We start from the raw sequence: 23,649 nt of genomic DNA, 5'->3' as shown, positions 1-23,649 counted from the left end.
CTCCAACAGACCGCTCAGGCGGTCTTGGTCGAAGGGGCGTCCCGAAAAAAACTGAGACCCTCTTTGCGGGCGAATTCCTCGAAAGCTTCCGCGACCCCATCCTGGGTAAGCCCATCGTGGTTAAAAAGGTCATGCGCTACGACGAAGTGGCCGTGGGTGTCGCGCATGAACGTGTCGTCCTGCTCCTTGCGATAGACCTTGCGCCCCGAGTTGTCGACGCTTTCCACCTGCTGCGTGGCAAAGAAGATGTCGTAGTCCGCGACCTTCGGGCAGAGCGGTCCCTTCGCGGAATCGTCATTCCACTTCTGAAAAAACAGGACGCTTGTCTTTGTGCCGGTGTGCGGCTTAAAGGTGTTCGGGTGCAGACCGACCACTGCGAGGATGCGGCCGCGCTCCATGATGAACTCGCGGAGCCTCTGGTCAGAGGAGTTGTTGAAGCGTCCCTGCGGCAAGACAACCGCCATCCGTCCGCCGGGTTTAAGGAAATCGAGATTGCGTTCGATGAACAATAGGTCACGAGCAACCGCTCGTTCCAGTTTGCCGTCCTTCTTGTGGGCAAGGTCATAGGGCGACAGCATGTCGGATTGCTTGATGTCGCCCGCGAAAGGCGGGTTGGCCATCAGCACATCGAAGCCAAAGCTGCGGTAATCGGTTTGGCGAGGGTTCGCGCGTAGCTTGCGTAGTCGCCGCCATCCGTCGCCATAGGTGTCTTGCCACTCGTCCTGTTTCACCGTCTCGTCCCACTTGGTCCAGTCGAGGGTGTTCAGGTGTAAGACGTTGGTTTCCCCATCGCCCGCAATCAGGTTCAGGCAGCGCGAGACGCGGACGCTTTTCTCGTCGAAGTCGATAGCGAACACGTTGTCGCGCACATAGTCGATGCAGCGCGGAGGCTTAGCCTCCATGGTGAAGAGATGGCTTTCCTCGCGACCCATGGCCCGCATGATCTGCCGCCAGACGTGAAACATGCTGTGAACGGTGAAGCCCGCTGAGCCGCAGGCGGTGTCGATCACCGTGTCGCCGTCCTTTGGATTCAGCATCTTGACGCACATATCGATCACCCAGCGGGGCGTGAAATACTGGCCCTTCTCTCCCTTTGAAGACTTGGACACTAGATATTCAAAAGCGTCGTCAATAATGTCGAGATTGGAATTGAATAGCTTCCATTCTTCTAGCGAACCGACACAAACTTGCAAGTGGTCCGGCGACAAGCGGATGCGTTCATCTTCGAGAAAGACCCCTGGCCATTTCCTCTTGGCGTCGTCGAAGAGATTCTGGATCGCCACCTTGAGCTGGGCAGCGGTGTTCTGGTTGCGGAACCGCAGCGAGCTCCCCAACCGGTGCGAGGTCATCTCGTCATAGAGCTTGGTGAAAATGAGTTTGAAGACTTCCTCGAAGACATCCACTCCAGCATTGGCCAGAACTTCGTCTTCCATATCTTCGATCAGGTCGCGTAGCGACCGGGCAAACTTGCCCTCTTTCACCCGTTCGTCTTCAAGGCTGATTAGGGTCTGGATGGTCCAAGGTTGATCGACAACCTGCTCAATGGTCTGATCCGCTCGCGGCAGCTCGTGGATCGGCATGAAGTAGTTGGGGTTCTTGCGGTGCCAGACTTCGGCCAGAATGCCGTCACTCCAAACTGCGAGGGGTGCGCCGGTGGCGTGGGCGTAGGACCGAAGCTGTTCCTTGCCGTCTTTGTATTTAGCCTGCTTCACCTCGACGATGATGTAAGGCACCGTTGGGCGGTCGGCGTCAAACACGACGATGTCGGCTCGCTTGGAACTGTCGCGTCCGAAGGTGATCGGGTACTCGATTGCGATGCGGGACTGGGCATAGCCGAGTTTGTCGATCAGGCGGGCGAGCCAGAGTTGACGGGTCCTTTCTTCTGGCTTGAGTTGCACTTCCTTGTCGCGGACAAGGCAGGCCACATAGGGCACCTGTTTTCCTCGGATCTCTCGCATCACTGCACGGGCGTCGAGCGCGCGGACTTCCTCTTCGGAAAAGAGAACAAATTCGCTGAACTCAGCGGTGGTCTTTCTCATTCAGTACTCTTATTTCTTGTTTTGAAATTGGCAGGCAATTTGATCTATTTGCCTGGTCTTGGGCGCGCAGTCGCGCTCGTTCTTGAACCGAAAGCGGTATCGGTTGTTGGATCGACAAGCGGTTGAACTTCAACTTAGCGGGACGCACTCACATCGCTCGATGCTACCTGTCAGTCTGTCGATGGAGCTGCAGTAGCAAAAAAGTCGATGAGCGATCTTTTTTGGATAGGAGTAGTGCCACGTAGCGCCGAAAAAGAAAAAAGCCCCTTTGCTATCTATTTAATAGCAAAGGGGCTTTTCTATATTGGTGCCGGAGAGATGAATCGAACACCCGACCTTCTCATTACGAATGAGCTGCTCTACCGACTGAGCTACACCGGCGAAGCCTCAGATTATAGCCAAGAAATCAAGGCTTCTCGGCGTGGTACTGCGTCAAACGCTCGACTTCGTGACGCGAACCCAACATCACGCTCACGCGCTCGTGCAGTTTGGTGGGCTTCAGGTCGAGGATGCGCTGCTTGCCGTTGGTGGCGGCGCCGCCGGCCTGCTCGACGAGCCAGCTCATGGGGTTGGCCTCGTACATCAGGCGCAGCTTGCCGGCCTTTTCGGGCTCGCGCTTGTCCCACGGGTACATGAACACGCCGCCGCGCATGAGGATGCGGTGCACGTCGGCCACCATGCTGGCAATCCAGCGCATGTTGAAGTCCTTGCCGCGCGGGCCTTCCTTGCCGGCCAGGCATTCGTCGATGTAGCGCTTCACGGGCTCGTCCCAGTGGCGCATGTTGCTCATGTTGATGGCAAATTCCTTGGTGTCGGCCGGAATCTGAATGTCTTCCTGCGTGAGCACGAAGCTGCCTTGTTCGCGGTCGAGCGTGAACATGGCCACGCCGTTGCCCACGGTGAGCACCAGGGTGGTCTGCGGGCCGTAGATGCAGTAGCCGGCAGCCACCTGCTGGGTGCCAGGCTGCAGAAAGTCGGCTTCCTGCACACCGGGGGTGTCGTCGGGCTTCTTCAGCACGCTGAAGATGGTGCCGATGCTCACGTTGACGTCGATGTTGCTGCTGCCGTCGAGCGGGTCGAACATGAGCAGGTATTCGCCCTGCGGGTAGCGGTTGGGCACCACGTGGATGGTTTCCATCTCTTCGCTGGCCATGGCCGCGAGGTGGCCGCCCCACTCGTTGGCTTCAATGAGCACTTCGTTGGCGATGATGTCCAGCTTCTTCTGGATTTCGCCCTGCACGTTCTCGCTCTCGGCGGTGCCGAGCACGCCACCCAGCGCGCCCTTGTTGACGGCCTGGCTGATGCTCTTGCAGGCGCGGGCGACCACTTCGAGCAACAGGCGCAGCTGGCCGGGAATGAGGCCGTCGGCGCGTTGCTGCTCGACGAGGTAGCGGGTGAAGGAGATTTTTTGTTGAGCCATGGATCTTGTGGGGTTCAGTGGGTTCAGTTTCCGGCGAGGGCGCGCGTCACGACTTCGTGGGTGTCCTTGCTCAGGTCGGGCTTGGCGGCCACGCGGGCAATCGCTTCGCGTGCGGCGCTGCGGTAGGGCTCGGCCAGCTTGCTCCAGCGGTCGAGCGCGCGCGCGAGGCGGGCGGCCACCTGGGGGTTGATGGCGTCGAGCTCGATCACGCGCTCGCTCCAGAACACGTAGCCGGCGGCGTCGGCGCGGTGGAAGGCGCCGGGATTGCCGCTGCAGTAGCTGAAGATCACGCTGCGCGCGCGGTTGGGGTTCTTCAGCGAGAAGTCGGGGTGCTTCATGAGCTGCTTCACCAGCGGCAGGATGTCGCCGCCGCGGTCGCTGGCGCCGGCCTGCAGCGAGAACCACTTGTCGATGACCAGCGCCTCGTCCTTGAACATGGCGTGGAAGCGCGCAAGCGCCTGCGCCGCCAGGGTGTGGCCCGACGACACGAGCGCGTTGAGCGCGTTGAAGCGGTCGGTCATGTTGCCCGCGTCCTTGAAGCGCTGCAGGGTCTTGCCGGGCCACACGGTGTCGCCCGAGGCGCGCGCCGCCAGGCACAGGAAGTTGAGCGCCATGCCGGCCAGCGCGCGGCGGCCCGACGAGGTCGGGTCGGGCGTGTAGGCTCCGGTGTCCTTGTTGTCTTCGTAGGCCTGTTCCCAGTCGGCGAAGAGGGCGGTGGCGAGCTGGGCGCGCATGGCTTCGCGCACGAGGTGCACGCGTTGCGGATCGACCACGTCGAGCTGCTCGGCAATGTAGGTTTCCGACGGCAGCGTGAGCACCAGTTCCTTGAAGGCGGCGTCGAGTTGCGGGTGGCGCAGCACGCCGCGCATGGCGTCGAGGTAGGCGTCGTTCAGCACCGGCGTGGTGTCGGTGGCGTGCGCGGCAATGGCTTGCAGCGCGGCGCGCAGGCCCAGGCGCTGGCCGGCTTCCCAGCGGTTGAACGGATCGGGGTCGTTGGCCAGCAGGGTGAGCAGCTGGGCGTCGGTGTACGCAAAGTCGAGGATCACCGGCGCGCTGAAGCCGCGCAAGATGGACGGCACGGGCTCGGCGTCCAGGCCCACGAAGGTGATCTGCTCGCCGGCGCGCGACAGCACGATGGTGCGGGTGCCGCGTGCGACGTCGCTTTCGCCCTCGAGCTGCATGGGCAGCTCGCGGCCGGTGGCGGCGTCGAGCAGGCCGATGTTCAGCGGAATGACGAAGGGTTCTTTTGTCTGCTGGCCCGGCGTGGGCGGGCAGCTTTGCACCACGCTCAGGGTGTAGCTGCGGTTCTGCGCGTCGTACACGCCGTGCGCGGCCAGGCGGGGCGTGCCGGCCTGGCTGTACCAGCGCTTGAACTGGGGCAGCAGGCGGGCCAGTTCGGAGTCGGGGTTGGCGTCGGCAATGGCCTGGGCGAAGTCGTCGCAGGTCACGGCCTGGCCATCGTGGCGCTCGAAGTAGAGGGTGATGCCCTTTTCGAAACCCTTGCGGCCGACCAGCGTCTGCATCATGCGAACGACTTCGGCACCCTTTTCGTAGATGGTGACGGTGTAGAAGTTGCTGATCTCGATGTAGCTGTCGGGCCGCACCGGGTGGGCCATGGGGCCGGCGTCTTCGGGGAATTGTGCGGTGCGCAGCACGCGCACGTCTTCGATGCGCTTCACGGCGCGGGCCGAGGCGTCGGCGCACAGATCCTGGCTGAACTCCTGGTCGCGGAAGACGGTGAGGCCTTCTTTCAGCGACAGCTGGAACCAGTCGCGGCAGGTCACGCGGTCGCCGCTCCAGTTGTGGAAGTACTCGTGGCCGACCACGCTTTCGATGTTGCTGTAGTCGGCGTCGGTGGCGGTGGCCTGGTTGGCCAGAACGTACTTCGTGTTGAAGATGTTCAGGCCCTTGTTCTCCATGGCGCCCATGTTGAAGTCGCTGGTCGCCACGATCATGAAGCGGTCCAGGTCCAGCGGCAGGCCGAAGCGGGCTTCGTCCCACAGCACGGAGTTGACCAGCGAGTTCATGGCGTGCTCGGTCTTGTCGAGGTCGCCGGCGCGCACGTACACCTGCAGCAGATGTTCCTTGCCGCTGCGTGCCTTGATGCGCTGCTCGCGCGCCACGAGCTTGCCCGCCACCAGGGCGAACAGGTAGCTGGGTTTCTTGAAGGGGTCGACCCACTTGGCGAAGTGACGGCCCTCGGGCAGCTCGCCCTGGTCGACGAGGTTGCCGTTCGACAGCAGCACCGGGTAGGCGGCCTTGCTGGCGCGCAGCGTGACGGTGTACATCGCCATCACGTCGGGACGGTCGAGGAAGTAAGTGATGCGGCGGAAGCCCTCGGCCTCGCACTGCGTGAAGAAGGTGTCTTCGCTCACGAACAGGCCCATCAGCTTGGTGTTCTTGATGGGGCAGCAGGTGGTGAAGAGTTCGAGCTCGAAGGCGTCGGGCAATCCGTCGATGACGAGCTGGTCGCCTTCCATGCGGAACGAGGCGCCCTGGCCGTTCACGAGCACGCGCGCCAGGTTGAGCTCGTCGCCGTCCAGGCGCAGCGGCTGGGCCGGCACCTCGGGGTTGCGGCGCAGCTGCATGCGGTTGAGCACGCGGGTCTTGGCGGGGTCGAGGTCGAAGGTCAGGTCGACGGTGTCGATCCAGAACGCCGGCGCGGCATAGTCTTCGCGGCGGATGGCAATGGGTTGCCCTTGGGCGTCACGCTGAAGCAGCATCGAGGGTCTCCAGAAAATTCGAATGGGCCAGTTCGTTGTAGTCGCGAACGGCGGCGATCACGTGGGGGCCGGCCAGCTCGGCGGCCGTATGGGTGCTGCACACGGCCACGGCGCGCATGCCGCCGCGGCGGGCGGCTTCGATGCCGAAGGGCGCGTCTTCGAAGACGATGCAGCGCTCGGGCGCCACGCCGATGCGGCGCGCGGCTTCCAGGAAGATCGCGGGCGTGGGCTTGCCCGAAAAGCCTTCGTCGCCGCCGACGATGGCCAGCGGCAGCGGGTCCATCTTCAGGCGCGACATGGCGAACGCGATGTTGTGCCTGTCGCCGGCCGTGCCCACCGCCACCTTCAGGCCGCGTGCCACCGCGGCCTTGGCGAAGGCGGTGAAGCCCGCCACTTCGGTGAAGTTGTCGTGAAAGAGCTCGCGGTAGATCTCTTCCTTCTCGTGCACCATGGCCTGGCACTCGGCATCGGAGAGCTCGCGTTCGAACAGCTCGCGCATGCTCTCGGTGCCGGTGCGGCCCGTGGTGCGCGCGAGGATCTCGCTCACGTCGAGCTGCACGCCGTGGCGCTGCGCGAAGGTCACCCACGAGCGCGCATGCCAGGGCATGGAGTCGATCATGGTGCCGTCCATGTCGAAGATCAGGGCTTCGACCCTGCCGGTGTTCAGGCTCATCGGTCAGACGCCTTGCTTGAGCGAGGCTTCGATGAACACGTCGAGGTCGCCGTCGAGCACCTTCTGCGTGGCCGAGACTTCGACGTTGGTGCGCAGGTCCTTGATGCGGCTGTTGTCCAGCACGTAGCTGCGGATCTGGTGGCCCCAGCCCACGTCGGTCTTGCTGTCCTCGAGCTTTTGCTGCTCTTCCTGGCGCTTGCGCATCTCGTGGTCGTACAGGCGCGAACGCAGGCGCTTCCACGCCACGTCGCGGTTGCTGTGCTGGCTGCGGCCGTCCTGGCACTGCACGACGATGCCGGTCGGGATGTGCGTCAGGCGCACGGCCGAGTCGGTCTTGTTGATGTGCTGGCCGCCGGCGCCCGAGGCGCGGAAGGTGTCGGTGCGCACGTCCGAAGGGTTGATCTCGATCTCGATCGAGTCGTCGATCTCGGGGTACACGAAGATCGAGGCGAAGCTGGTGTGGCGCCCGCCCGACGAGTCGAACGGCGACTTGCGCACCAGGCGGTGCACGCCGGTCTCGGTGCGCAGCAGGCCGAAGGCGTAGTCGCCCTCGACCTTGATGGTCGCGCCCTTGATGCCGGCGGTGTCGCCGGGCGTTTCGTCTTCGATCTGCGTCTTGAAGCCCTTGCGCTCGGCGTACTTCAGGTACTGGCGCAGCAGCATGCTGGCCCAGTCGCAGGCCTCGGTGCCACCGGCGCCGGCCTGGATGTCGACGAAGGCGTTCAGCGGGTCGGCCGGGTTGTTGAACATCCGGCGGAATTCGAGCTGCTTGATGTCGGCTTCGAGCGTGGCGGCGTCATCGGCAATGGCCTGCAGGCCATCGAGGTCGCCGTCTTCCTTCGACATTTCGAAGAGCTCGGTGTTGTCCGACAGCCCGTTGGTGAGCCGGTCGAGCGTGACGACCACGTCGTCGAGCGACTTCTTTTCCTTGCCCAGTTCCTGGGCCTTCTTGGGGTCGTTCCAGACGTTCGGGTCTTCGAGCGACGCGTTGACTGTCCTCAGTCGTTCAGCTTTGGCATCGTAGTCAAAGATACCTCCGTAAATCGACCGTACGGACGCTCAGGTCCGCGAGCATTGCGCCGATTTGGTTGATCTGTTCTGCGTCCATGGGGTGTCCTGACTGTGTGAGGTTGGTGTTCGGGGGAACCCGTCATTTTCTCACGGTCCGCCAACCCGCCAGGCAGCGCCCCTGTATTGCGCCTTCCCTCTCGGGGGGAAGGCGCGGGGACCGAAATCAGAACGCCGGAATCAACGACCCCTTGAACTGCGTCTCGATGAAGCTGCGCACCTCCGGCGACTGGTAGGCCGCCACGAGGCGCTTGGCCCAGGGCTTGTCCTTGTCGGCGCGGCGCACGGCGATCAGGTTGGCGTAGGGGCTCTGGGCCGATTCCTTGATGACGGCGTCCTTGCCGAACGACAGGCCGGCCTTCTCGGCGTAGTCGTTGTTGATGGCCGAAATGGCCAGGTCGTCGAGCGAGCGCGGCAGCTGGGCGGCGTCCAGCGACACCAGCTTGAGCTTCTTGGGGTTGGTCACCACGTCCAGCGGCGTGGCGTTGTTGTTCTTCACGGCCTCGGGCTTGAGGGTGATGAGCTTGGCCTGTTGCAGCAGCAGCAGGGCGCGGTTGCCGTTCGAGGGGTCGTTCTGGATGCCGACCGAGGCGCCGTCGGCCAGCTGGTCGATCGACTTGATCTTGCGCGAGTAGAAGCCCAGCGGCGCGGTGATGGTCAGGCCCACGGGCACGAGGTCGAAGCCGCGCGCCTTGATCTGGTTGTCCAGGAAGGGCTGGTGCTGGAAGGCGTTGGCGTCGAGGTCGCCAGCGGCCAGCGCCGCGTTGGGCAGCTGGTAGTCGTTGAACACCACGACCTGGACGGTCAGGCCGTCCTTGGCGGCCACCTTCTTGACCACCTCGAACACCTGCTCGGCGCTGCCGACGGAAATGCCGACCTTGACGGTGTTCTTGTTGTCCTGCGCAAAGGCGGTGCCGCCAGCGAAAAGGGCGGTGACGAGGGTGGCGAGGGTGGCGAGGGTGGCGAGCGTGAGGCCGCGGCGGCGGAAAGTGGAATGCATGGTGGCGCGAAATCGAAGAAATGAAGGCGCCGAATGTGGCATTGCCGCCGCGGATCGGGAACGAACCAATCCTCATATCGATATGGCGTCCACTCGCCTCATGTAGTCTTTCTTATCTGATTTTTCATATAAGCACGAGCCGATTTGTTCGTTCCCTTTCGGCTCGTTTCTTTTCATACTCGGCACCTTTTTGCGAACCTGCGCGATCGCGCCCTTGCGGCCCGCGCCTTCTTTCATGACCTTCCCTTCGCCTGATGCGGCACGCGGCAACGCGGCGCCGGTCATCCGTCTTCAATCGGTGCAGAAGTCGTTTGCCTTGCCCAGCGGCGAGGTGTTCGATGCCGTGCAATCGCTCTCGCTCGAGATCCAGCAGGGCGACGTGTTCGGCCTCATCGGCAAGAGCGGCGCCGGCAAGTCGACCTTGCTGCGCCTCATCAACCTGCTGGAGCGGCCCGACGCGGGCCGGGTGTTCGTCGGCGGGCGCGACCTCACGACGCTGTCGCGCCGCGAGCTGCGCGATACGCGCCAGAACATCGGCATGATCTTCCAGCAGTTCAACCTGCTGCAGAACGCCACGGTGTTCGACAACGTGGCCTTCCCCTTGAAGATCCACGGCCGCCACTCCAAGGCCGAGATCAACGAGCGGGTGCGCGAGTGCCTCGACCTCGTCGGCCTGGCCGAGAAGATCGACACCTACCCGGCCCAGCTCTCGGGCGGCCAGAAGCAGCGCGTGGCCATTGCGCGCGCGCTGGCACCGCGCCCACAGGTGCTGCTGTGCGACGAGCCCACCTCGGCGCTCGACACCGAAACCACCCGCGCGCTGCTCGAAACGCTGCGCGACATCAACCAGAAGATCGGCGTGACCATCGTGATCGTCACGCACGAGCTCTCGGTGGTCGAGGTGCTGTGCCGCAACGTGGCCATCCTCGAAAAGGGCTGCCTCATCGAGCAGTTCGCCGTCGATGCGCCGAGCGAGGAACGCAAGACCGCGCTGGGCCGCGAGATCGACGAACTGGTGCGCCGCCGCGAACGCGAGGCGCGCGAACCCGTGGCGCCGCGCGTGGCGACCGCACAGCGCAACGCGCAGGAGCTGGCCTATGTTTGAGAACATCACCCCCATCCTTCCCGAACTGTGGACGGCCACGGGCCAGACCTTCCTGATGCTGGCCATCGGCCTGTCGGCGGCGGTGCTCATCGGTGGGCCGCTGGGCATCCTGCTGTTCCTGCTGGGGCCGGGCCAGTCGCTCGAGAACAAGCCGGCGTTCCACGTCCTCAACTGGATCGTGAACACGGTGCGTTCCTTCCCGTTCATCATCCTGCTGGTGGCGCTGGTGCCGTTCACGCGGATCATCGCGGGCACCTCCATCGGCCCGCTGGCGGCCGCGGTGCCGCTGTCGTTCGCGGCCATTCCTTACTTTGCGCGGCTGGTCGATCAGTGCCTGCGCGAAGTGCCGCGCGGCGTGATCGAAGCGGCGCATGCCATGGGCGCTTCGGAGCTGCAGATCGTCTGGCGCGTGCTGGTGGTCGAGGCGCGCTCGGGCCTGGTGCTTGCGCTCACCGTGCTGGCCGTGAGCTTCCTGTCGTACTCGGCCATTGCCGGCGTGGTGGGCGGCGGCGGCATCGGCGACCTGGCCATCCGCTACGGCTACTACCGCTTCCAGACCGACGTGATGGTGCTCACCGTGGCGCTGCTCGTGGTGCTGGTGCAGATCCTGCAGTTCGTGGGCAACACCACGGCGCGCCGGCTCGACAAGCGTTGATGTCCCTTTCTTCTTTTTCTTCTCTCATCTTTCAGTTCATTCCATGAAAACCGCACTGCTGCGCCGTTCCGTCCTCGCCGTTTCCCTCGTCGCGCTGTCGCTCGGCGGCCTCTCGCTGTCGGCGCAGGCGCAGGACGCCAAGAAGAACCTCGTGATTGGCGGCACCGCCGGCTCCAACGCCGACCAGCTCAAGGCCGGCATCATTCCGATCCTCGAGAAGAAGGGCTACAAGGTGAAGCTGGTCGAGTTCAACGACTACGTGCAGCCCAACCTCGCGCTGGCCCAGGGCTCGCTCGACGCCAATTTCTTCCAGCATCGGGTCTACCTGCAGAAGTTCTCGGCCGACCAGAAGCTGGACCTCGCCGAGCTGGTGCAGGGCCCGATCGCGCCCATGGGCGTGTACTCGACCAAGCGCAAGACGCTGGCCGACGTGAAGGAAGGCGACCGCGTGACGCTGCCGAACGACCCGAGCAACCTGGCGCGCGCGCTGGTGCTGCTGGAGCAGAACAAGCTGGTCACGATCAAGGCCGGCATCGATCCGCTGCGCGCGTCCGAGAAGGACGTGGCCGAGAACCCGAAGAAGCTCAAGTTCATTCCGCTCGAGGCCGCGCAGCTGCCGCGTTCGCTGGGTGACACCGAGTACGCCATCGTCAACGGCAACTTCGCGATCTCGTCGGGCCTGAAGCTCACCGAGGCCGTGGTGCTCGAGAAGACGCCCGACTACTACCTGAATGTGGTCGCCGTGAAGAGCGCCGACAAGAACGCCGCCTGGGCCAAGGACATCGCCGACGCCTACCGCTCGAAGGAATTCAAGACGGTGGTCGACAGCAAGTTCCAGGGCTACGCCAAGCCCAGCTTCCTGCAGTAACCCACCACGCTTCAGCGAAGGACGCCCCATGCCCGTGCTCGCCGTATTCGATGGCCAGGCCAACTGGCGCGACACGCATGTGTGCGACGGCTGGATCAGCGACCACCTCGCGCGCCACGGCGTGCGCTGGGGGCGCGGCGAGGCCGAAGGCCAGCGCACGCTCGACAGCGCGGGGCTGTTCTATCTGCCGACGGCGGAGGGGTATCTGGGGTTGCTGGTCGAAGGCGGGGAATGGGTCGCCATGCCCGCCGATGCGCCGCATTTCTTCGATGCGGGCGAGGCGGATTCGCTCGAAGGGCTGCCTGCCGCGTTGCCGCGCTTCGAGGCCTTTGTCGAAGAAGTGCTCGCGATGACGGGCAACGACGCGAGCGACGAGTAGGTCAGCGCAGGCCTGCGCGGCCCGTCGCATCCCCGGCGTCGCTCAGGCCGGCGCCGTCGTCGGGCTCGGGCGCGCCGAACGCGACGGCCCTTGCGTGTAGCGGTCCATCGCCAACCCGTCCGTGCGGATCTCCGGCCGCTGGCCCGTGACCAGGTCCGAGATCAGCTTGCCCGAGCCGCAGGCCATGGTCCAGCCCAGCGTGCCGTGGCCCGTGTTCAGGAACAGGTTGGGGTAGCGCGTGGCGCCGACGATGGGCGTGCTGTCGGGCGTCATCGGGCGCAGGCCGGTCCAGAAGCTGGCGTTGGGCAGGTCGCCGCCTGGGAACAGGTCGCTCACCACCTTCTCGAGCGTGGCGCGGCGCGCCGGGTTCAGGCGCAGGTCGAAGCCGCCGAGCTCGGCCATGCCGCCCACGCGGATGCGGTTGTCGAAGCGCGTGACGGCGACCTTGTAGGTTTCGTCGAGCACGGTCGATTGCGGCGCGAGCGATTCGTCGAGCAGCGGCACGGTGAGCGAGTAGCCCTTGACCGGGTACACCGGAATGTCCAGGCCCAGCGAGGCGATGGCGGCGCGCGAGTAGCTGCCGAAGGCCATCACGTAGCGGTCGGCCGTGAGGATCTTGCCGGCACGCGTGCGCACGCCGGTGATGCGGCCGCCGTCGGTCTCCAGGCCGTCGATGGTCTGGCCGAAGCGGAAGTCCACGCCCAGGCCGTGCGCGATCTCGGCGAGGCCGCGCGTGAACAGGTGGCAGTCGCCGGTTTCGTCGTTGGGCAGGCGCAGGCCGCCCGTGAGGCGGTCGCGCGCGCCGGCCAGGCCGGGTTCGACGCGCGCCAGGGCGTCGCGGTCGAGCAGTTCATAGGGCACGCCGCATTCCTCGAGCACGGCGATGTCGCGCTGCACCGCGTCGAGCTGCGCCTGCGTGCGAAAGAGTTGCAGCGTGCCGCCGGTGCGGTGCTCGTACTGCAGGCCGGTGTCGGCGCGCAGCTGCTGCAGGCAGCCGCGGCTGTATTCGGCCACGCGCATCATGCGTTCCTTGTTGACCGCGTAGCGTTCGGGCGAGCAGTTGCGCAGCATGGCGGCCATCCAGCGCAGCTGGAACAGCGTGCCGTCGGGTCGGATCGACAGCGGCGCGTGCTTCTGGAACATCCACTTGATCGCCTTCAGCGGAATGCCGGGCGCGGCCCACGGCGTCGAGTAGCCGGGCGACACCTGGCCGGCGTTGCCGAAGCTCGTTTCCTCGGCCGGGCCGGCCTGCCGGTCGAGCAAGGTGACTTCGGCGCCGGAGCGCGCGAGGTAGTACGCCGTGGTGGTGCCGATCACGCCGCCGCCGAGAACGATGACTTTCATGGTGTATCCGCTGATCTGAATGGAATGATGTGAATCTAAAGTGCACAATGCAGTGGATTCCATTGTTTTTAGGGCTTTGGCCGTGAAAATCGCTGCCGAAAACCGTCCAAGGCCCCGCGCGGAGTGAAATGCCCGAACTCGACCGAATCGACCGCAAGATCCTCGACCTGCTGCAGCGCCAGGGCCGCATTTCCATGACCGAACTGGCCGAGCGCATCGGCCTGTCGGCCTCGCCCTGCGCCGAGCGCGTCAAGCGCATGGAGCGCGACGGCGTCATCACCGGCTACCACGCGCACGTGTCGCCCGAGGCGCTGGGCAAGACGCTGCTGGTGTTCGTGGAGATCAAGCTCTCGGCCAAGTCGGGCGACGTGTTCGACAAGGTGAAGCAGGAGCTGCTGCACATGCCCGAGGTGCTCGAATGCCACCTGGTGTCGGGCAGCTTCGACTACCTCGTGAAGGCGCGCCTGAGCGGCATGAGCGAGTACCGGCACCTGCTGGGCGACATCCTCAAGAAGCTGCCGGTGGCGGCCGAGTCGCACAGCTACGTGGTGATGGAAGAGATCAAGGAAACGCTGATGCTGGCGGTGGACCGGTGAGCGCCGGCGCTATCGTCATCCGGCCTTGGCGCCTGGCCGACTTCGACGCCGTGAAGGCCATCCTCGACGACACCTTCGCGAGCACCTGGCTGCCGCAGCTCACGCCCGAGGCCGCCAAGGCCTATGCCGACAGCGGCGAGCCTGTGGGCTACATCGACGAGAGCGGCCCGGCCTTCTTCGTGGCGGAGCTCGATGGCGAGGTGGTCGGCATGGTGCACTGGGAACACGACTTCGTGCAGGCCCTGCACGTGCCCGCCGCGCACCAGCGCAAGGGCATCGCCCGTGCGCTCATGGCCTTTGCCGAAGCCGGCATGCGCGCCGACGGCGTGGCGCAGGCGCGGCTCGAGACCGACACCTTCAACACGCAGAGCCAGGGCCTGTACCTTGCGCTCGGCTACCGAGAGGCCGGCCGCTACCCCGACCTCGAATGGCACAGCGGATTCACGACCATCCTGTATGTGAAAGACTTGGCCTGAGCATTCTTTCCACCCCTTCAAGGACATCGGCATGACCCTCTCGATCCGCCGCGACGGCACCACCGGCACGCGCCACATCCTCAAGATCCGCAACCACGAGATCCCCGTCGATGCCTCGCCCGCGGGCGGCGGCAGCGACGGCGGTGCCGAGCCGCACGACCTGTACGACGCGTCGCTGGCGGCCTGCAAGGCGCTCACGGTGCTGCTCTATGCGCGCCGCAAGGGCATTCCGGTGGAAGACATCGAGGTCGTGGTCGACCGCGACGACAGCGAGGAACGCAAGGGCATCTACCGCCTGAAATCGGGCCTGCGCCTGACGGGTGAGCTGACCGAGGCGCAGCGCGACGAGCTGCTGCGCGTGGCGGGCAAGTGCCCGGTGCACAAGCTCATGACCGAAGTGAAAACAGAAATCGAAACCGGCTGGGCCGACTGAAGGCGCAATAAACCTACTGCGCGTCCCGATCTCGCATCTGCGGTCCTCACCGTACGGGAGTACGGTTCCGGTCCTCGACGCGACCTCGGGGCGCTCGCTACGGTTTCTTCGCGCCTTCAGAGGCGCCGGTCTTACTTCGCCGCTTCGGCCTGCTTGCGCGCCGCCGCCACGCGCTTGGCATAGCGGTCGCCCCAATCGGCCAGCGGCCCCAGCGCCGCATTGAGCGTGGCGCCCAGCGAGGTCTCGGAATACTCGACGCGCGGCGGCACTTCGTGGAACACCTCGCGGTGCACGAGGCCGTCGGTTTCCATCTCGCGCAGCTGCTGGATCAGCATCTTCTCGCTGACCTCGGGCAGCAGCCGCTTCAGCTCGCCGAAGCGGTAGGGCTGCAGGTGCAGCTCCCACAGGATGACGGCTTTCCACTTGCCGCCGATGACCTCGAACGCGGGGCCGATGCCGCAGTTGTAGGGCTTCTTCGCTGCCATCTCTTTCTCCTTGCGATTCCAATACTTCCCATTTGGTAAGTACCTTACTTTATCGTAGGTACTTGACCATATGGAAGTGCAATTTCTACCATGCAGGCGTCATCAACCACCACTGCATCGGATTGCCATGAGCAACACCAACAAGGAAGTTTCGGTTCTGGGCCTGGGCGCCATGGGCGTCGTCATCGCGCGGCTCTTTCTCGACCAGGGCTACAAGGTCACGCTGTGGAACCGCACGGCCGACAAGGCCGACGCGTTGGTCGCCCGCGGCGCCGTGCTGGCGCGCAGCGCGGCTGAGGCCTTGCGCGCGAGCCGCATGGCCGTGATGTGCGTGTACGACTACCGCGCCGCCGACGCGATCTTCGCGATGGACGGCGTGGCCGCCGCCATGGACGGCCGCCTGCTCGCGCAGCTCACCACCGGCAGCCCGAAGGACGCGCGCGAGGCTGAAGCCTGGGCGCACCGCCACGGCGCCGCGTACCTCGAAGGCGCGATCCAGGCCGCGCCGGACCAGATGGGCCGACCCGACACGCCGCTGCTGGTGTCGGGTGCGCAGGCCGTGTTCGCCGAGGCCGAACCCTTGCTGAAGGTGCTGGCCGGCGGCATCGTCTACCTCGGCGAGAAGGCCAGTGCGGCCGCGGCCATGGACCTGGCCACGCTGTCCAGCATCTACGGCACGATGCTCGGCTTCCTGCACGGCGCGCGCATCGCCGAGCACGAAGGTTTCGACGTGGCCGAGTACGGCCGCATCGTGGCCGGCATCATGCCGACCTTCGCGGGCTTTCTCCAGCACGAGGGCGCGGTGATCCAGTCGGGCGACTTCGCGATCACGCAGAGCCCGATGCGCATTTCGGTCGAGGCCACGCAGCGCATCCTGCAGACCGCGCAGGAGGCGGGCATCAACACCGAGTTCCCGGCCTTTGCCGCGGGCCTGTTCCAGCGCGCCGATGCGGCGGGGCTCGGCGGCGAGGAACTGGCGGCGCTGATCAAGCTGCTGCGCAAGTAAGGATCAGGCCCAGCGCATCGACTGGATGGCGCGCACCACCTCGGCCTCGCGCTCCATGAAGAAGTCGGTGTGGTTGCAGTGGTCCAGCGTGAGCCGGTGCGAGGTCTGCAGCGCGGCCGCGAGGCGGTCGGCGTCGGCGCGGCGCACGCGGCGGAAGATGCGCAGGAAGTCGGCGGCGTCCCGGCCGGTCTGCGCATCGAGCGGCCGTTCGAGCCAGGGGAACAGGTCGCGCTGGTCGAACGGCAGCGCGCTCACCACCAGCGCCGGCGCGCGCACCGGCCGGTAGTCGGGCGAGAAGCGGTGGGCCGCGGTGTCCATCGCGGTTTCCACGGCGTCGGGCGTGTTGGGGCGCACGCTGCCGTCGGCCAACTCGTCGAGCGCGTCGCGCAGGTTGGCCTCGAGCGCGGGCCACCAGTTCTTGGACTTGCGTCGCAGGTACGCAATGGCCGCCTTCATCGAGCGGCCGTCCTCGGGCGTGGGCGCGGGCTCGTCGAGCCGGCGGTTCAGCGGCGGATCTTCGCCGCCGGTGTCGGCGTCCTTCGTGTAGTCGAAGGTGGTATCGAGGTACACCAGGCCGCGCACCCGCTCGGGAAAGCGACCCGCGAAGCGCGTGAGTTCGTTGCCCGCGATCGAGTGGCCGCCGAGCACCACGCGCGTGAGGCCGAGCGCATCGCACAGTGCGGCCAGGTCGTCGACCAGCGTGTCGACCTCGTAGTGCTGCGTGGCGCTCTTCACCGGCAGCGGCTTGTCCGACAGGCCGTAGCCGCGCCGGCTCACGGCGAGCACGCGCGAGGCGGCGCCGGCCGCGAGCAGCGCGGGCGCCAGGCTGTCGAAGCAGCGCGCGTTGCCGCCCAGGCCGGCGAGCAGCACGAGCACGGGACCGCCGTCGTCGCTGCGCTGCCAGTCGCGCACCTGCAGCGAGACGTCGGGCGTGGTCGACACTTTCACGCGGCGGTCGGTGGCCGCCACGGGAAGGTCGTTGCCGATGGGGCCGGTGTTGCCACCGCCACCACCTCCGCCGCCGCAAGCGGCCAGCCCGGCCGCGCTGCCCAGGAGCACGGCGCGCAGCAGGTCGCGGCGCTGGAAATGAAGCGGGTTCGCCCAGTGCGGGCGAACCGTGGAAGGTGAGGGGCGAGGCACGTCGGGGCTCCAGGCAGGAAGAAGAAAACAGGAGCCTTGCAGTGTGGGCACGCCGCCTGAAGAAGCCCTGCAGCCTTCATGAAGGCTTCCTGAAGCAGGGCGACGGGGTGTGGCAGATACTTCGGCCACTTCCCGGAACCGGGCTTGTTCGCTTGGAATCCTTCCCATGAATCTTTTGCTTGTTGAGGACGATCTTGATCTTGGCAACGGCGTGCGCATTGCGCTCGCCAACCAGGGCCTGGACGTGGTGTGGGTCCGCCGGCTCGACGACGCCTTGCGCACCCTCGACAACGGCGCCTTCGACATGGTGCTGCTCGACCTGGGCCTGCCCGACGGCGACGGGCTCGACCTGCTGCTGCGCCTGCGCCGCACCCGCCAGATCCTGCCGGTGCTGGTGCTGAGCGCGCGCGACGCGCTCAACGACCGCCTGCGCAGCCTGGACGACGGCGCCGACGACTACCTCGTGAAGCCCTTCGCGCTGGCCGAGCTGCTGTCGCGCGTGCGGGCCCTGGCCCGGCGCAGCTACGGCTTCAACGACGAGACCATCCGCATGCGCGGCCTGGCGCTGCACGAACCCACGCGCGGCGTGATCGTCGACGGCGAGCCGGTCGAGCTGTCGCGCTGCGAGTTCGACCTGCTCGCGTTGCTGCTCAAGCGCACCGGCCGCGTGGTCACGCGCCGCGTGATGGAAGAGCAGGTGCTGCCCGGCGGCCAGGCCAACGGCAGCAACTCGCTCGAGGTGCACATCTCCAACCTGCGCAAGAAGATCGGGCAGGGCTACATCCGCACGGTGCGCGGCATCGGCTATGTGATCGACACCCAGTCGCTGGTGCGGAGCCCGTCGAAATGATGCGCCAGCTGGCGCGCGGCTGGAAGAACTGGAACCAGCCGTCCCTGATGCGCCGCCTGCTGGTGGCGCAGATGGCCGTGGTCGCGCTGCTGTGGACCTCGGCCGTGGGGCTGCTGCTGTACGACTCGTACAAGGACCCGGGGCTGCTCCGGTTCACCAGCATCTTCAAGGCGGCGATCTCCATCGCGCAGAAGCTCGAGGACCAACCCGAGCGGCAACGAGAGGCGCTCGAGGCCTTCGACGCTGCGCTCATCGAGGCGCTCAGCGACGGCGACGAAACCAACGAAGCCCTGGCGGTCATGCAGGTGTGGCAGCGCGGCAAGCTGATCTACAACTCGCGCGCCGGTGTGCCCGTGCTGCTGAACTCGGTGCCCGACCGCAACGAGACCGTGGTCGCGGGCGGCCGCGAGTGGCGCGCGCGCACGATGGCCTCGCCCATCGCCGACACCCGCGTGGTGCTGGCCGAGCCCAGCGTGTGGCGGCTGGCCGTCACCGTGCTGTCGCGCGGCTACTACCTGCTGCCGCTGGTGATCAGCCTGCCGTTCCTGGTCTTTCCCGCCTGGCTGTCGGTGCGGCTGGCGCTGCGTCCGTGGCGCCAGGTGAGCCGCGAGACCGCCGAGCGCGGCCCCGACGACCTGACGCCGCTGTCGTACACGCCGCCGCACAAGGAGCTCAAGCCGATGGTGCAGAGCATCAACAGCCTGCTGCTGCGGGTGCGCGACAGCACCACACGCGAGCGCAGCCTGATCGCCGACGCGGCGCACGAGTTGCGCACGCCGCTGGCGGCCATGCGCGTGAACGTCGAGGCGCTGAAGGAGCAGAGCAGCGACGAGGGCCAGCGCGAACTCATGGCCAACCTGCTGCGCAGCAACGACCGCGCGGCCCGGCTGGTGGGGCAGCTGCTGCAGCTCATGCGCAGCGACGCCGTCGCCACCAACGCGCTGCCGGTGATGCTGTCGCTCGACGGGCTGGTGCAGGACCGGCTGGCCATGATCGAGGGCCTGGCGCGTGCGCGCGGCGTGGAGCTCGAACTGGTGTGCGACGACGCCGTGCCGGTGCTCGGCGAGCGCGAAAGCCTGGTCTCGATGATCGACAACCTGATCGACAACGCGATCAAGTACAGCCCCTGCGGCGCCACCGTGACGGTGCACGTGGCGCGCGAGGGCGCGCGGGCGCTGCTGACCGTGGCCGACACGGGCCCGGGCATTCCGCCCGCGCTGCGCGAGCGCGTGTTCGACCGCTTCTTCCGCAACCCCGACCAGACGCAAAGCGGCAGCGGGCTGGGCCTGGCGATCGTCAAGTCGGTGGTCGACCGGCACGGCGGCGACGCGGTGCTGGGCGAGGCCGCGGGTGGCGGCCTGCTGGCCACGGTGCGGCTGCCGCTGGCGCAGGCCGACGTGCCGCAGCCTTTGCTCGTCGGCGCCTGAGCCCGGGGGAAAAGGCCCCGGCCGGGCCTGTTCCGGGGCAAGGATTTACACTAGCCGGCTCCCCCGGCGCTCGTCTACAGGACACTTTCACCAATGAAGTGGGTCATTCTTGCCATCTTCGTGCTCAGCGCACTCTACGTTCACTTCCGTGGCCAGGTCCGGCACAAGTTCTTCAGACAGCTCTCTGATCACTCGACCTTCCTGGCGCCGCTGAACGTCTTCATGTACCTTTTTTCGAAGGTGCCCGGTACGCCGTACCTGTCGCCCGCGCAGTTCCCCGAGATGCGCATCCTCGAGGAAAACTGGGAAGTGATCCGCGAAGAGGCGCTGGCCATGCGCAACGGCGGCAGCATCAAGGCCTCGAGCCAGTTCAACGACGTGGGCTTCAACTCCTTCTTCAAGAGCGGCTGGAAGCGCTTCTACCTGAAGTGGTACGACGAGGCGCATCCTTCGGCCGCCGTGCTGTGCCCGCGCACCACCGAGCTGCTCAAAGGCATCGGCACCATCAAGGCCGCGATGTTCGCCGAGCTGCCCCCGGGCAGCCGCCTCGTGCGCCACCGCGACCCGTTCGCGGGTTCGCTGCGTTATCACCTGGGCCTGTGGACGCCGGGTGTCGAAGGCTGCTACATCGACGTCGACGGCCAGCGCTACCACTGGCGCGACGGCGAGGCCGTGGTGTTCGACGAGACCTACATCCACTACGCCGAGAACACCACCGACCACGACCGCGTGATCCTGTTCTGCGACATCGAGCGTCCGCTGAAGTACCGCTGGGCCAGCGCCGTGAACCGCTGGTTCGCGAAGAACCTGCTGGCCGCCGCTGCTTCGCCCAACGACGCGGGCGACAAGACGGGCGGCCTGAACCGCGCCTTCAAGTACATCTACCAGATCCGCGTGGTCGGCAAGCGCCTGAAGGCCTGGGACAAGCGCGCGTACTACCTGGTCAAGTGGACGATCTTCGGCGGCCTGGCGCTTTGGATCTTCTGGTGAACTAGGCTCGCCCCCAGGCTGCGCGCACTTCGTGTCGCTGCGCCAACCCCCTACCGGGGGCACCACCAGCGGCCCGGCAAAGCCGGTTCCGCGGTGGTTCTTGAAGGATCCAGCCTGACAGCGCTGCTCAGGCCTCAGCCAGTATCAAACGGGCACGCGGCGCGCGCCGCCAGCACACCAGGCCCGCCAGCAGCACACCGCCGAGCACGTCGAGCAGCACGTGCTGGCGTGTGGCCAGCGTCGAATAGACGATCCCTGCGGCCCACAGCACGTTCACCCATTGCGTCCACGCGGGCGCCTGCACGCTGCGCAGCTGGCGGCCGAGCCACACGGCCGCGAACACGGCGAAGGCCACATGCAGCGACGGGAAGGCATTGCCGCCCGCATCGGCGCTCTTGAGGAACTGCAGCGCCGGGTACTGCGACCAGTCGATCGCAAAGCTCGGCACCACCGTCGGAAAGCACCAGAACACCGCCAGGCCGATGGCCGCCATGAGTGCGGCCCCGCGCGCGCAGGCCCACAGCTCGGCCTTGTTTTTCGTGAAGGCCGGCGCGAGCGAGATGTAGAACCACAGCGAGCTGTACAGCAGCATCGCGTCGTCGCTCACGTCCACCCAGTGGTCGATGGCGGTGAGCGGCATCACCGTCGGCGCCGAGGGCGGGTGGTGCATCACCCAGAAGTACAGGACGAAGAAGCCCGAGATGCCGAGCGTGGTGCCGATCATCTTCACGACCCACAGCGTGGCGAAGCGCTGCCCCAGCGCCAGGTGCCAGGGCGTGACGGGGAGGGCGGCGGGGTTCGGGCGGGAGGGCAGCGTCACCGGTGCGCTTTCAGGAGAGGGAAGCGCCACAGCGTAGGCGCATGCATTGCGTGAACATTGCGTTACCTCATGTGGGGCTCTCTAGAATCACCCGCCTGTCCGGTCTCTCCCCATCCCCCCCCATGAGAATCCTGCTTGTCGAAGACGAAGCCGACCTGGCGCAGGCGCTCGCGTCGGCGCTGCGCCAGAACCAGGCGGTGGTCGATGTGGCGAGCTCGCTGCGCGCGGCCGAGGAGGCCGCGCTCGGCGCGCCCTACGACGTGGTCGTGCTCGACCGCGGCCTGCCCGACGGCGACGGCCTCTCGCTCGTCGCGTTCCTCGCGCAGAACCACATCGCCTGCGCCGTGCTCGTGCTCACCGCCATGACCGACGTGGCCGAGCGCGTGCTGAGCCTGGACGGCGGTGCCGACGACTACCTGGCCAAGCCCTTCTCGATGGACGAGCTGCTGGCCCGCGTGCGCGCACTGGCACGCCGCCCCGCGGTGCGCGCCAACTTCATCATGACGCTGGGGCAGCTGCGCTTCGACCACCACACGCGCCAGGCCCACGTGGGCGAGGCCTGCCTCACGCTGCCGCGGCGCGAGCTGTTGGTGCTGGAGACGCTGCTCGAGCACCGCGGCCGCACCGTGCTGCGCGAGGCGCTGCAAGACCGCGTGTACGGCCACAAGGACGACATCCAGTCGAACGCGCTCGACACGCACGTCTCGCGCCTGCGCTCGAAGCTCGACAAGGCGGGCGCGCAGGTCGAGATCCATGCGATCCGTGGGGTGGGTTACCTGATGTGCGCGCCGCAGTCGGCATGAGCCTTAGCTTGCTTTCGCTGCGCTGGCGGCTGATCTGGAGCCTGATCCTGTTGCAGGTGGTGGTCGGCCTGCTGGTGATGGGTGGCTTCCTCGGCTTGGCGTGGGCGTTGGGCCGCGTGGTCGACGAGACCGGCCACGAGACGGTGGCCTCCATCCAGCGCGCCTTGATGCGCGGCGCCGATGGCCAGCTGGTGGTCGAGCCCACGAGCGCGCTGCGGCGGCTGCAGAAGGCCGACCCGCAGTTCTGGTTCATCGTGCGCGACCCGAACGGCGTGCAGCTGCGCCACGGCGAGGTGCCGCCCGCCTACCTGCGGCTGCTCGATGCGCTCGACGACACCGAGCGCGTGGCCATCGACCCCGAGAGCGACGGCACCCGCCCCAAGGCCCGCTTCGAGCGCATCGAATCGCGCGCCGGCCCGGTGGCCGTGATGGCGCAGACCGGCGGCCCGCTCACGGTGGAGAACACGCTCAAGGGCACCGGCATCGCCTTCCTGTTCCTGGTGGCGCCGATGGCGCTCGTCACCTGCCTGGGCGTGATCCTGGCGACGCCGTTCGTCGTGAAGCGCGGCCTGAAGGGCGTGGTGGCCACGGCGGAGCATGCCGAGGGCATCGACGTGCACGAGCGCACCACCCGCCTGCCGCTGGCCAACGTGGCCAGCGAGATCCGTCCGCTGGTCAACGCGGTCAACCGCGCCTTCGACCGGCTCAACGAGGGCTACGACCGGCAGGAGCGCTTCCTGGCCGATGCCGCGCACGAGCTGCGCACGCCGATCACCACGCTGCAGATCCATCTCGAAGGCCTGCCCAACGACCCGCTGAAGATGAAGCTCATGCAGGCCTCGGCGCGGCTGGCCACGCTGGCCGAGCAGCTGCTCGACCTGCAGCGGCTCGACCACGGCCTGTCGCTGGACCACCAGGTGGAGCTGAAGCCGCTGTGCGAGCGCGTGGCGGCCGACATCGCGCCGCTCGCCATCCGCAGCCGCTGCACGCTGTCGGTCGATGCGCCGCAGCCGCTCACGGTGCGCGGCGATGCGCCCTCGCTGGAACGCGCGCTCACCAACCTGATCCAGAACGCCATCGAGCACGGCGGGCCGGGCTGCGACATCCAGGTGCGGCTGTGCGAGCCCTCGTGCATCGAGGTGCGCGACTCGGGCCCCGGCATTCCCGAGGCCGACCGCGAGCGCGTGGTGGCTCCGTTCCACCGGCTCGTGCCGCGCGGGCGCGGCGCCGGGCTGGGCCTGCACCTCGTGGCCGAAGTGGCGCGGCTGCACCGCGGCCAGCTGAGCATCGGCTCGAGCGAATCGGGCGGCGCGAAGATGCGGCTCGAACTGATGAACCTCGAGGCCTGA

Annotated in this window: 23 protein-coding genes and 1 tRNA gene; 13 read left to right on the top strand and 11 right to left on the bottom strand. The window is 66.5% G+C overall.

The window, feature by feature from the left end:
* Window positions 1-14: 14 nt before the first annotated feature.
* From AC07SQ_RS26355 to AC07SQ_RS26325, 7 genes are all read right to left on the bottom strand, one after another.
* Window positions 15-2,039 carry a type I restriction-modification system subunit M gene (locus AC07SQ_RS26355; RefSeq protein ID WP_495271814.1) on the bottom strand — a complete coding sequence of 675 codons (2,025 nt, stop codon included), beginning with the start codon at window positions 2,037-2,039 and terminating at the stop codon, window positions 15-17.
* 305 nt (window positions 2,040-2,344) lie between these two features.
* Window positions 2,345-2,420: transfer RNA gene (locus tag AC07SQ_RS26350), tRNA-Thr, on the bottom strand.
* Window positions 2,421-2,445: 25 nt separating this feature from the next.
* The gene (locus AC07SQ_RS26345; protein WP_056571748.1) at window positions 2,446-3,459 is read right to left on the bottom strand and encodes a class 1 fructose-bisphosphatase; all 1,014 of its coding nucleotides are present in this window, start codon (window positions 3,457-3,459) and stop codon (window positions 2,446-2,448) included.
* Window positions 3,460-3,482: 23 nt separating this feature from the next.
* Entirely contained in the window at window positions 3,483-6,182 is a 2,700-nt protein-coding gene (gene pepN, locus AC07SQ_RS26340; protein ID WP_062473310.1) for an aminopeptidase N, read from the bottom strand.
* Window positions 6,166-6,855 carry an HAD family hydrolase gene (locus AC07SQ_RS26335; RefSeq protein WP_070062371.1) on the bottom strand — a complete coding sequence of 230 codons (690 nt, stop codon included), beginning with the start codon at window positions 6,853-6,855 and terminating at the stop codon, window positions 6,166-6,168. Before AC07SQ_RS26335 ends, pepN begins: the two co-directional genes overlap by 17 nt.
* 3 nt (window positions 6,856-6,858) lie before the next feature.
* Window positions 6,859-7,963 (bottom strand): peptide chain release factor 2 gene (gene prfB, locus AC07SQ_RS26330; RefSeq protein ID WP_095950518.1). Its coding sequence is split into 2 segments (ribosomal slippage): window positions 6,859-7,881 and window positions 7,883-7,963, totalling 1,104 coding nucleotides; the frame shifts between segments, so codons are not numbered across the junction.
* Window positions 7,964-8,089: 126 nt separating this feature from the next.
* A complete protein-coding gene (locus AC07SQ_RS26325; protein WP_495271813.1) occupies window positions 8,090-8,923 on the bottom strand; it encodes a MetQ/NlpA family ABC transporter substrate-binding protein in 834 nt (277 codons plus the stop codon).
* A gap of 235 nt (window positions 8,924-9,158) precedes the next feature.
* On the opposite strand from AC07SQ_RS26325, the gene AC07SQ_RS26320 reads away from it, so the two are divergent.
* From AC07SQ_RS26320 to AC07SQ_RS26305, 4 genes are read left to right on the top strand one after another with little or no spacing between them, the layout of a single operon-like run.
* The gene (locus AC07SQ_RS26320; protein ID WP_495271812.1) at window positions 9,159-10,028 is read left to right on the top strand and encodes a methionine ABC transporter ATP-binding protein; all 870 of its coding nucleotides are present in this window, start codon (window positions 9,159-9,161) and stop codon (window positions 10,026-10,028) included.
* A complete protein-coding gene (locus tag AC07SQ_RS26315) occupies window positions 10,021-10,683 on the top strand; it encodes a methionine ABC transporter permease (protein WP_492728203.1) in 663 nt (220 codons plus the stop codon). The genes AC07SQ_RS26320 and AC07SQ_RS26315 overlap by 8 nt, the downstream gene beginning before the upstream one ends.
* A gap of 43 nt (window positions 10,684-10,726) precedes the next feature.
* Window positions 10,727-11,551 carry a MetQ/NlpA family ABC transporter substrate-binding protein gene (locus AC07SQ_RS26310; RefSeq protein ID WP_070062374.1) on the top strand — a complete coding sequence of 275 codons (825 nt, stop codon included), beginning with the start codon at window positions 10,727-10,729 and terminating at the stop codon, window positions 11,549-11,551.
* A 28-nt stretch (window positions 11,552-11,579) separates the two neighbouring features.
* Window positions 11,580-11,930 carry a hypothetical protein gene (locus AC07SQ_RS26305; RefSeq protein ID WP_495271811.1) on the top strand — a complete coding sequence of 117 codons (351 nt, stop codon included), beginning with the start codon at window positions 11,580-11,582 and terminating at the stop codon, window positions 11,928-11,930.
* A 42-nt stretch (window positions 11,931-11,972) separates the two neighbouring features.
* Here AC07SQ_RS26305 and AC07SQ_RS26300 read toward each other — a convergent pair whose 3' ends face one another.
* Window positions 11,973-13,274: a D-amino acid dehydrogenase gene (locus AC07SQ_RS26300; RefSeq protein WP_062473324.1), complete on the bottom strand. Its 1,302-nt coding sequence runs from the start codon at window positions 13,272-13,274 to the stop codon at window positions 11,973-11,975.
* Window positions 13,275-13,402: 128 nt separating this feature from the next.
* Between AC07SQ_RS26300 and AC07SQ_RS26295 the strand changes: the two genes are divergently transcribed.
* The 3 genes from AC07SQ_RS26295 to AC07SQ_RS26285 are packed head-to-tail and all read left to right on the top strand — an operon-like array spanning window position 13,403 to window position 14,779.
* Complete coding sequence (locus AC07SQ_RS26295) at window positions 13,403-13,870, top strand: Lrp/AsnC ligand binding domain-containing protein (RefSeq protein ID WP_062473326.1); 468 nt, start codon at window positions 13,403-13,405, stop codon at window positions 13,868-13,870.
* The gene (locus AC07SQ_RS26290; protein ID WP_495271810.1) at window positions 13,867-14,346 is read left to right on the top strand and encodes a GNAT family N-acetyltransferase; all 480 of its coding nucleotides are present in this window, start codon (window positions 13,867-13,869) and stop codon (window positions 14,344-14,346) included. The genes AC07SQ_RS26295 and AC07SQ_RS26290 overlap by 4 nt, the downstream gene beginning before the upstream one ends.
* Before the next feature lie 31 nt (window positions 14,347-14,377).
* Window positions 14,378-14,779 carry an OsmC family protein gene (locus AC07SQ_RS26285; protein ID WP_062473329.1) on the top strand — a complete coding sequence of 134 codons (402 nt, stop codon included), beginning with the start codon at window positions 14,378-14,380 and terminating at the stop codon, window positions 14,777-14,779.
* 131 nt (window positions 14,780-14,910) lie between these two features.
* On the opposite strand, the gene AC07SQ_RS26280 is transcribed toward AC07SQ_RS26285, so the two are convergent.
* The gene (locus AC07SQ_RS26280) at window positions 14,911-15,264 is read right to left on the bottom strand and encodes a winged helix-turn-helix transcriptional regulator (RefSeq protein ID WP_062473331.1); all 354 of its coding nucleotides are present in this window, start codon (window positions 15,262-15,264) and stop codon (window positions 14,911-14,913) included.
* 127 nt (window positions 15,265-15,391) lie between these two features.
* Between AC07SQ_RS26280 and AC07SQ_RS26275 the strand changes: the two genes are divergently transcribed.
* The gene (locus AC07SQ_RS26275) at window positions 15,392-16,270 is read left to right on the top strand and encodes an NAD(P)-dependent oxidoreductase (protein ID WP_307588797.1); all 879 of its coding nucleotides are present in this window, start codon (window positions 15,392-15,394) and stop codon (window positions 16,268-16,270) included.
* Window positions 16,271-16,273: 3 nt separating this feature from the next.
* Here the strand turns inward: AC07SQ_RS26275 and AC07SQ_RS26270 are convergent, their stop codons facing one another.
* Window positions 16,274-17,410: an alpha/beta hydrolase gene (locus AC07SQ_RS26270; protein WP_495271809.1), complete on the bottom strand. Its 1,137-nt coding sequence runs from the start codon at window positions 17,408-17,410 to the stop codon at window positions 16,274-16,276.
* Between the two features lie 166 nt (window positions 17,411-17,576).
* On the opposite strand from AC07SQ_RS26270, the gene AC07SQ_RS26265 reads away from it, so the two are divergent.
* From AC07SQ_RS26265 to lpxO, 3 genes are all read left to right on the top strand, one after another.
* Complete coding sequence (locus tag AC07SQ_RS26265) at window positions 17,577-18,260, top strand: response regulator (RefSeq protein ID WP_062473337.1); 684 nt, start codon at window positions 17,577-17,579, stop codon at window positions 18,258-18,260.
* On the top strand, window positions 18,257-19,687 hold the full coding sequence (locus tag AC07SQ_RS26260; protein ID WP_062473339.1) for a sensor histidine kinase: 1,431 nt from the start codon (window positions 18,257-18,259) through the stop codon (window positions 19,685-19,687). The genes AC07SQ_RS26265 and AC07SQ_RS26260 overlap by 4 nt, the downstream gene beginning before the upstream one ends.
* A gap of 93 nt (window positions 19,688-19,780) precedes the next feature.
* Entirely contained in the window at window positions 19,781-20,677 is an 897-nt protein-coding gene (gene lpxO / locus AC07SQ_RS26255; RefSeq protein WP_062473341.1) for a lipid A hydroxylase LpxO, read from the top strand.
* A 127-nt stretch (window positions 20,678-20,804) separates the two neighbouring features.
* On the opposite strand, the gene AC07SQ_RS26250 is transcribed toward lpxO, so the two are convergent.
* Window positions 20,805-21,497 carry a phosphatase PAP2 family protein gene (locus AC07SQ_RS26250; protein WP_495271808.1) on the bottom strand — a complete coding sequence of 231 codons (693 nt, stop codon included), beginning with the start codon at window positions 21,495-21,497 and terminating at the stop codon, window positions 20,805-20,807.
* Window positions 21,498-21,619: 122 nt separating this feature from the next.
* Here AC07SQ_RS26250 and AC07SQ_RS26245 point away from each other — a divergent pair, with 122 nt between their 5' ends.
* Window positions 21,620-22,300, top strand: coding sequence for a response regulator (locus tag AC07SQ_RS26245; RefSeq protein ID WP_062473345.1), 681 nt, complete (start codon window positions 21,620-21,622; stop codon window positions 22,298-22,300).
* A complete protein-coding gene (locus AC07SQ_RS26240; RefSeq protein ID WP_495271807.1) occupies window positions 22,297-23,649 on the top strand; it encodes a sensor histidine kinase in 1,353 nt (450 codons plus the stop codon). The genes AC07SQ_RS26245 and AC07SQ_RS26240 overlap by 4 nt, the downstream gene beginning before the upstream one ends.

The sequence above is a fragment of the Variovorax sp. GW821-FHT06D12 genome (assembly GCF_059419205.1).
This window is presented reverse-complemented; position numbering and strand designations above follow the sequence as displayed.

What these genes read in the sequence shown, in the direction of transcription:
- AC07SQ_RS26355 (WP_495271814.1), bottom strand. Translation starts at nt 2,039, where the DNA reads ATGAGAAAGACCACCGCTGAGTTCAGCGAATTTGTTCTCTTTTCCGAA.
- AC07SQ_RS26345 (WP_056571748.1), bottom strand. Translation starts at nt 3,459, where the DNA reads ATGGCTCAACAAAAAATCTCCTTCACCCGCTACCTCGTCGAGCAGCAA.
- pepN (WP_062473310.1), bottom strand. Translation starts at nt 6,182, where the DNA reads ATGCTGCTTCAGCGTGACGCCCAAGGGCAACCCATTGCCATCCGCCGC.
- AC07SQ_RS26335 (WP_070062371.1), bottom strand. Translation starts at nt 6,855, where the DNA reads ATGAGCCTGAACACCGGCAGGGTCGAAGCCCTGATCTTCGACATGGAC.
- AC07SQ_RS26325 (WP_495271813.1), bottom strand. Translation starts at nt 8,923, where the DNA reads ATGCATTCCACTTTCCGCCGCCGCGGCCTCACGCTCGCCACCCTCGCC.
- AC07SQ_RS26320 (WP_495271812.1), top strand. Translation starts at nt 9,159, where the DNA reads ATGACCTTCCCTTCGCCTGATGCGGCACGCGGCAACGCGGCGCCGGTC.
- AC07SQ_RS26315 (WP_492728203.1), top strand. Translation starts at nt 10,021, where the DNA reads ATGTTTGAGAACATCACCCCCATCCTTCCCGAACTGTGGACGGCCACG.
- AC07SQ_RS26310 (WP_070062374.1), top strand. Translation starts at nt 10,727, where the DNA reads ATGAAAACCGCACTGCTGCGCCGTTCCGTCCTCGCCGTTTCCCTCGTC.
- AC07SQ_RS26305 (WP_495271811.1), top strand. Translation starts at nt 11,580, where the DNA reads ATGCCCGTGCTCGCCGTATTCGATGGCCAGGCCAACTGGCGCGACACG.
- AC07SQ_RS26300 (WP_062473324.1), bottom strand. Translation starts at nt 13,274, where the DNA reads ATGAAAGTCATCGTTCTCGGCGGCGGCGTGATCGGCACCACCACGGCG.
- AC07SQ_RS26295 (WP_062473326.1), top strand. Translation starts at nt 13,403, where the DNA reads ATGCCCGAACTCGACCGAATCGACCGCAAGATCCTCGACCTGCTGCAG.
- AC07SQ_RS26285 (WP_062473329.1), top strand. Translation starts at nt 14,378, where the DNA reads ATGACCCTCTCGATCCGCCGCGACGGCACCACCGGCACGCGCCACATC.
- AC07SQ_RS26280 (WP_062473331.1), bottom strand. Translation starts at nt 15,264, where the DNA reads ATGGCAGCGAAGAAGCCCTACAACTGCGGCATCGGCCCCGCGTTCGAG.
- AC07SQ_RS26275 (WP_307588797.1), top strand. Translation starts at nt 15,392, where the DNA reads ATGAGCAACACCAACAAGGAAGTTTCGGTTCTGGGCCTGGGCGCCATG.
- AC07SQ_RS26265 (WP_062473337.1), top strand. Translation starts at nt 17,577, where the DNA reads ATGAATCTTTTGCTTGTTGAGGACGATCTTGATCTTGGCAACGGCGTG.
- AC07SQ_RS26260 (WP_062473339.1), top strand. Translation starts at nt 18,257, where the DNA reads ATGATGCGCCAGCTGGCGCGCGGCTGGAAGAACTGGAACCAGCCGTCC.
- lpxO (WP_062473341.1), top strand. Translation starts at nt 19,781, where the DNA reads ATGAAGTGGGTCATTCTTGCCATCTTCGTGCTCAGCGCACTCTACGTT.
- AC07SQ_RS26245 (WP_062473345.1), top strand. Translation starts at nt 21,620, where the DNA reads ATGAGAATCCTGCTTGTCGAAGACGAAGCCGACCTGGCGCAGGCGCTC.
- AC07SQ_RS26240 (WP_495271807.1), top strand. Translation starts at nt 22,297, where the DNA reads ATGAGCCTTAGCTTGCTTTCGCTGCGCTGGCGGCTGATCTGGAGCCTG.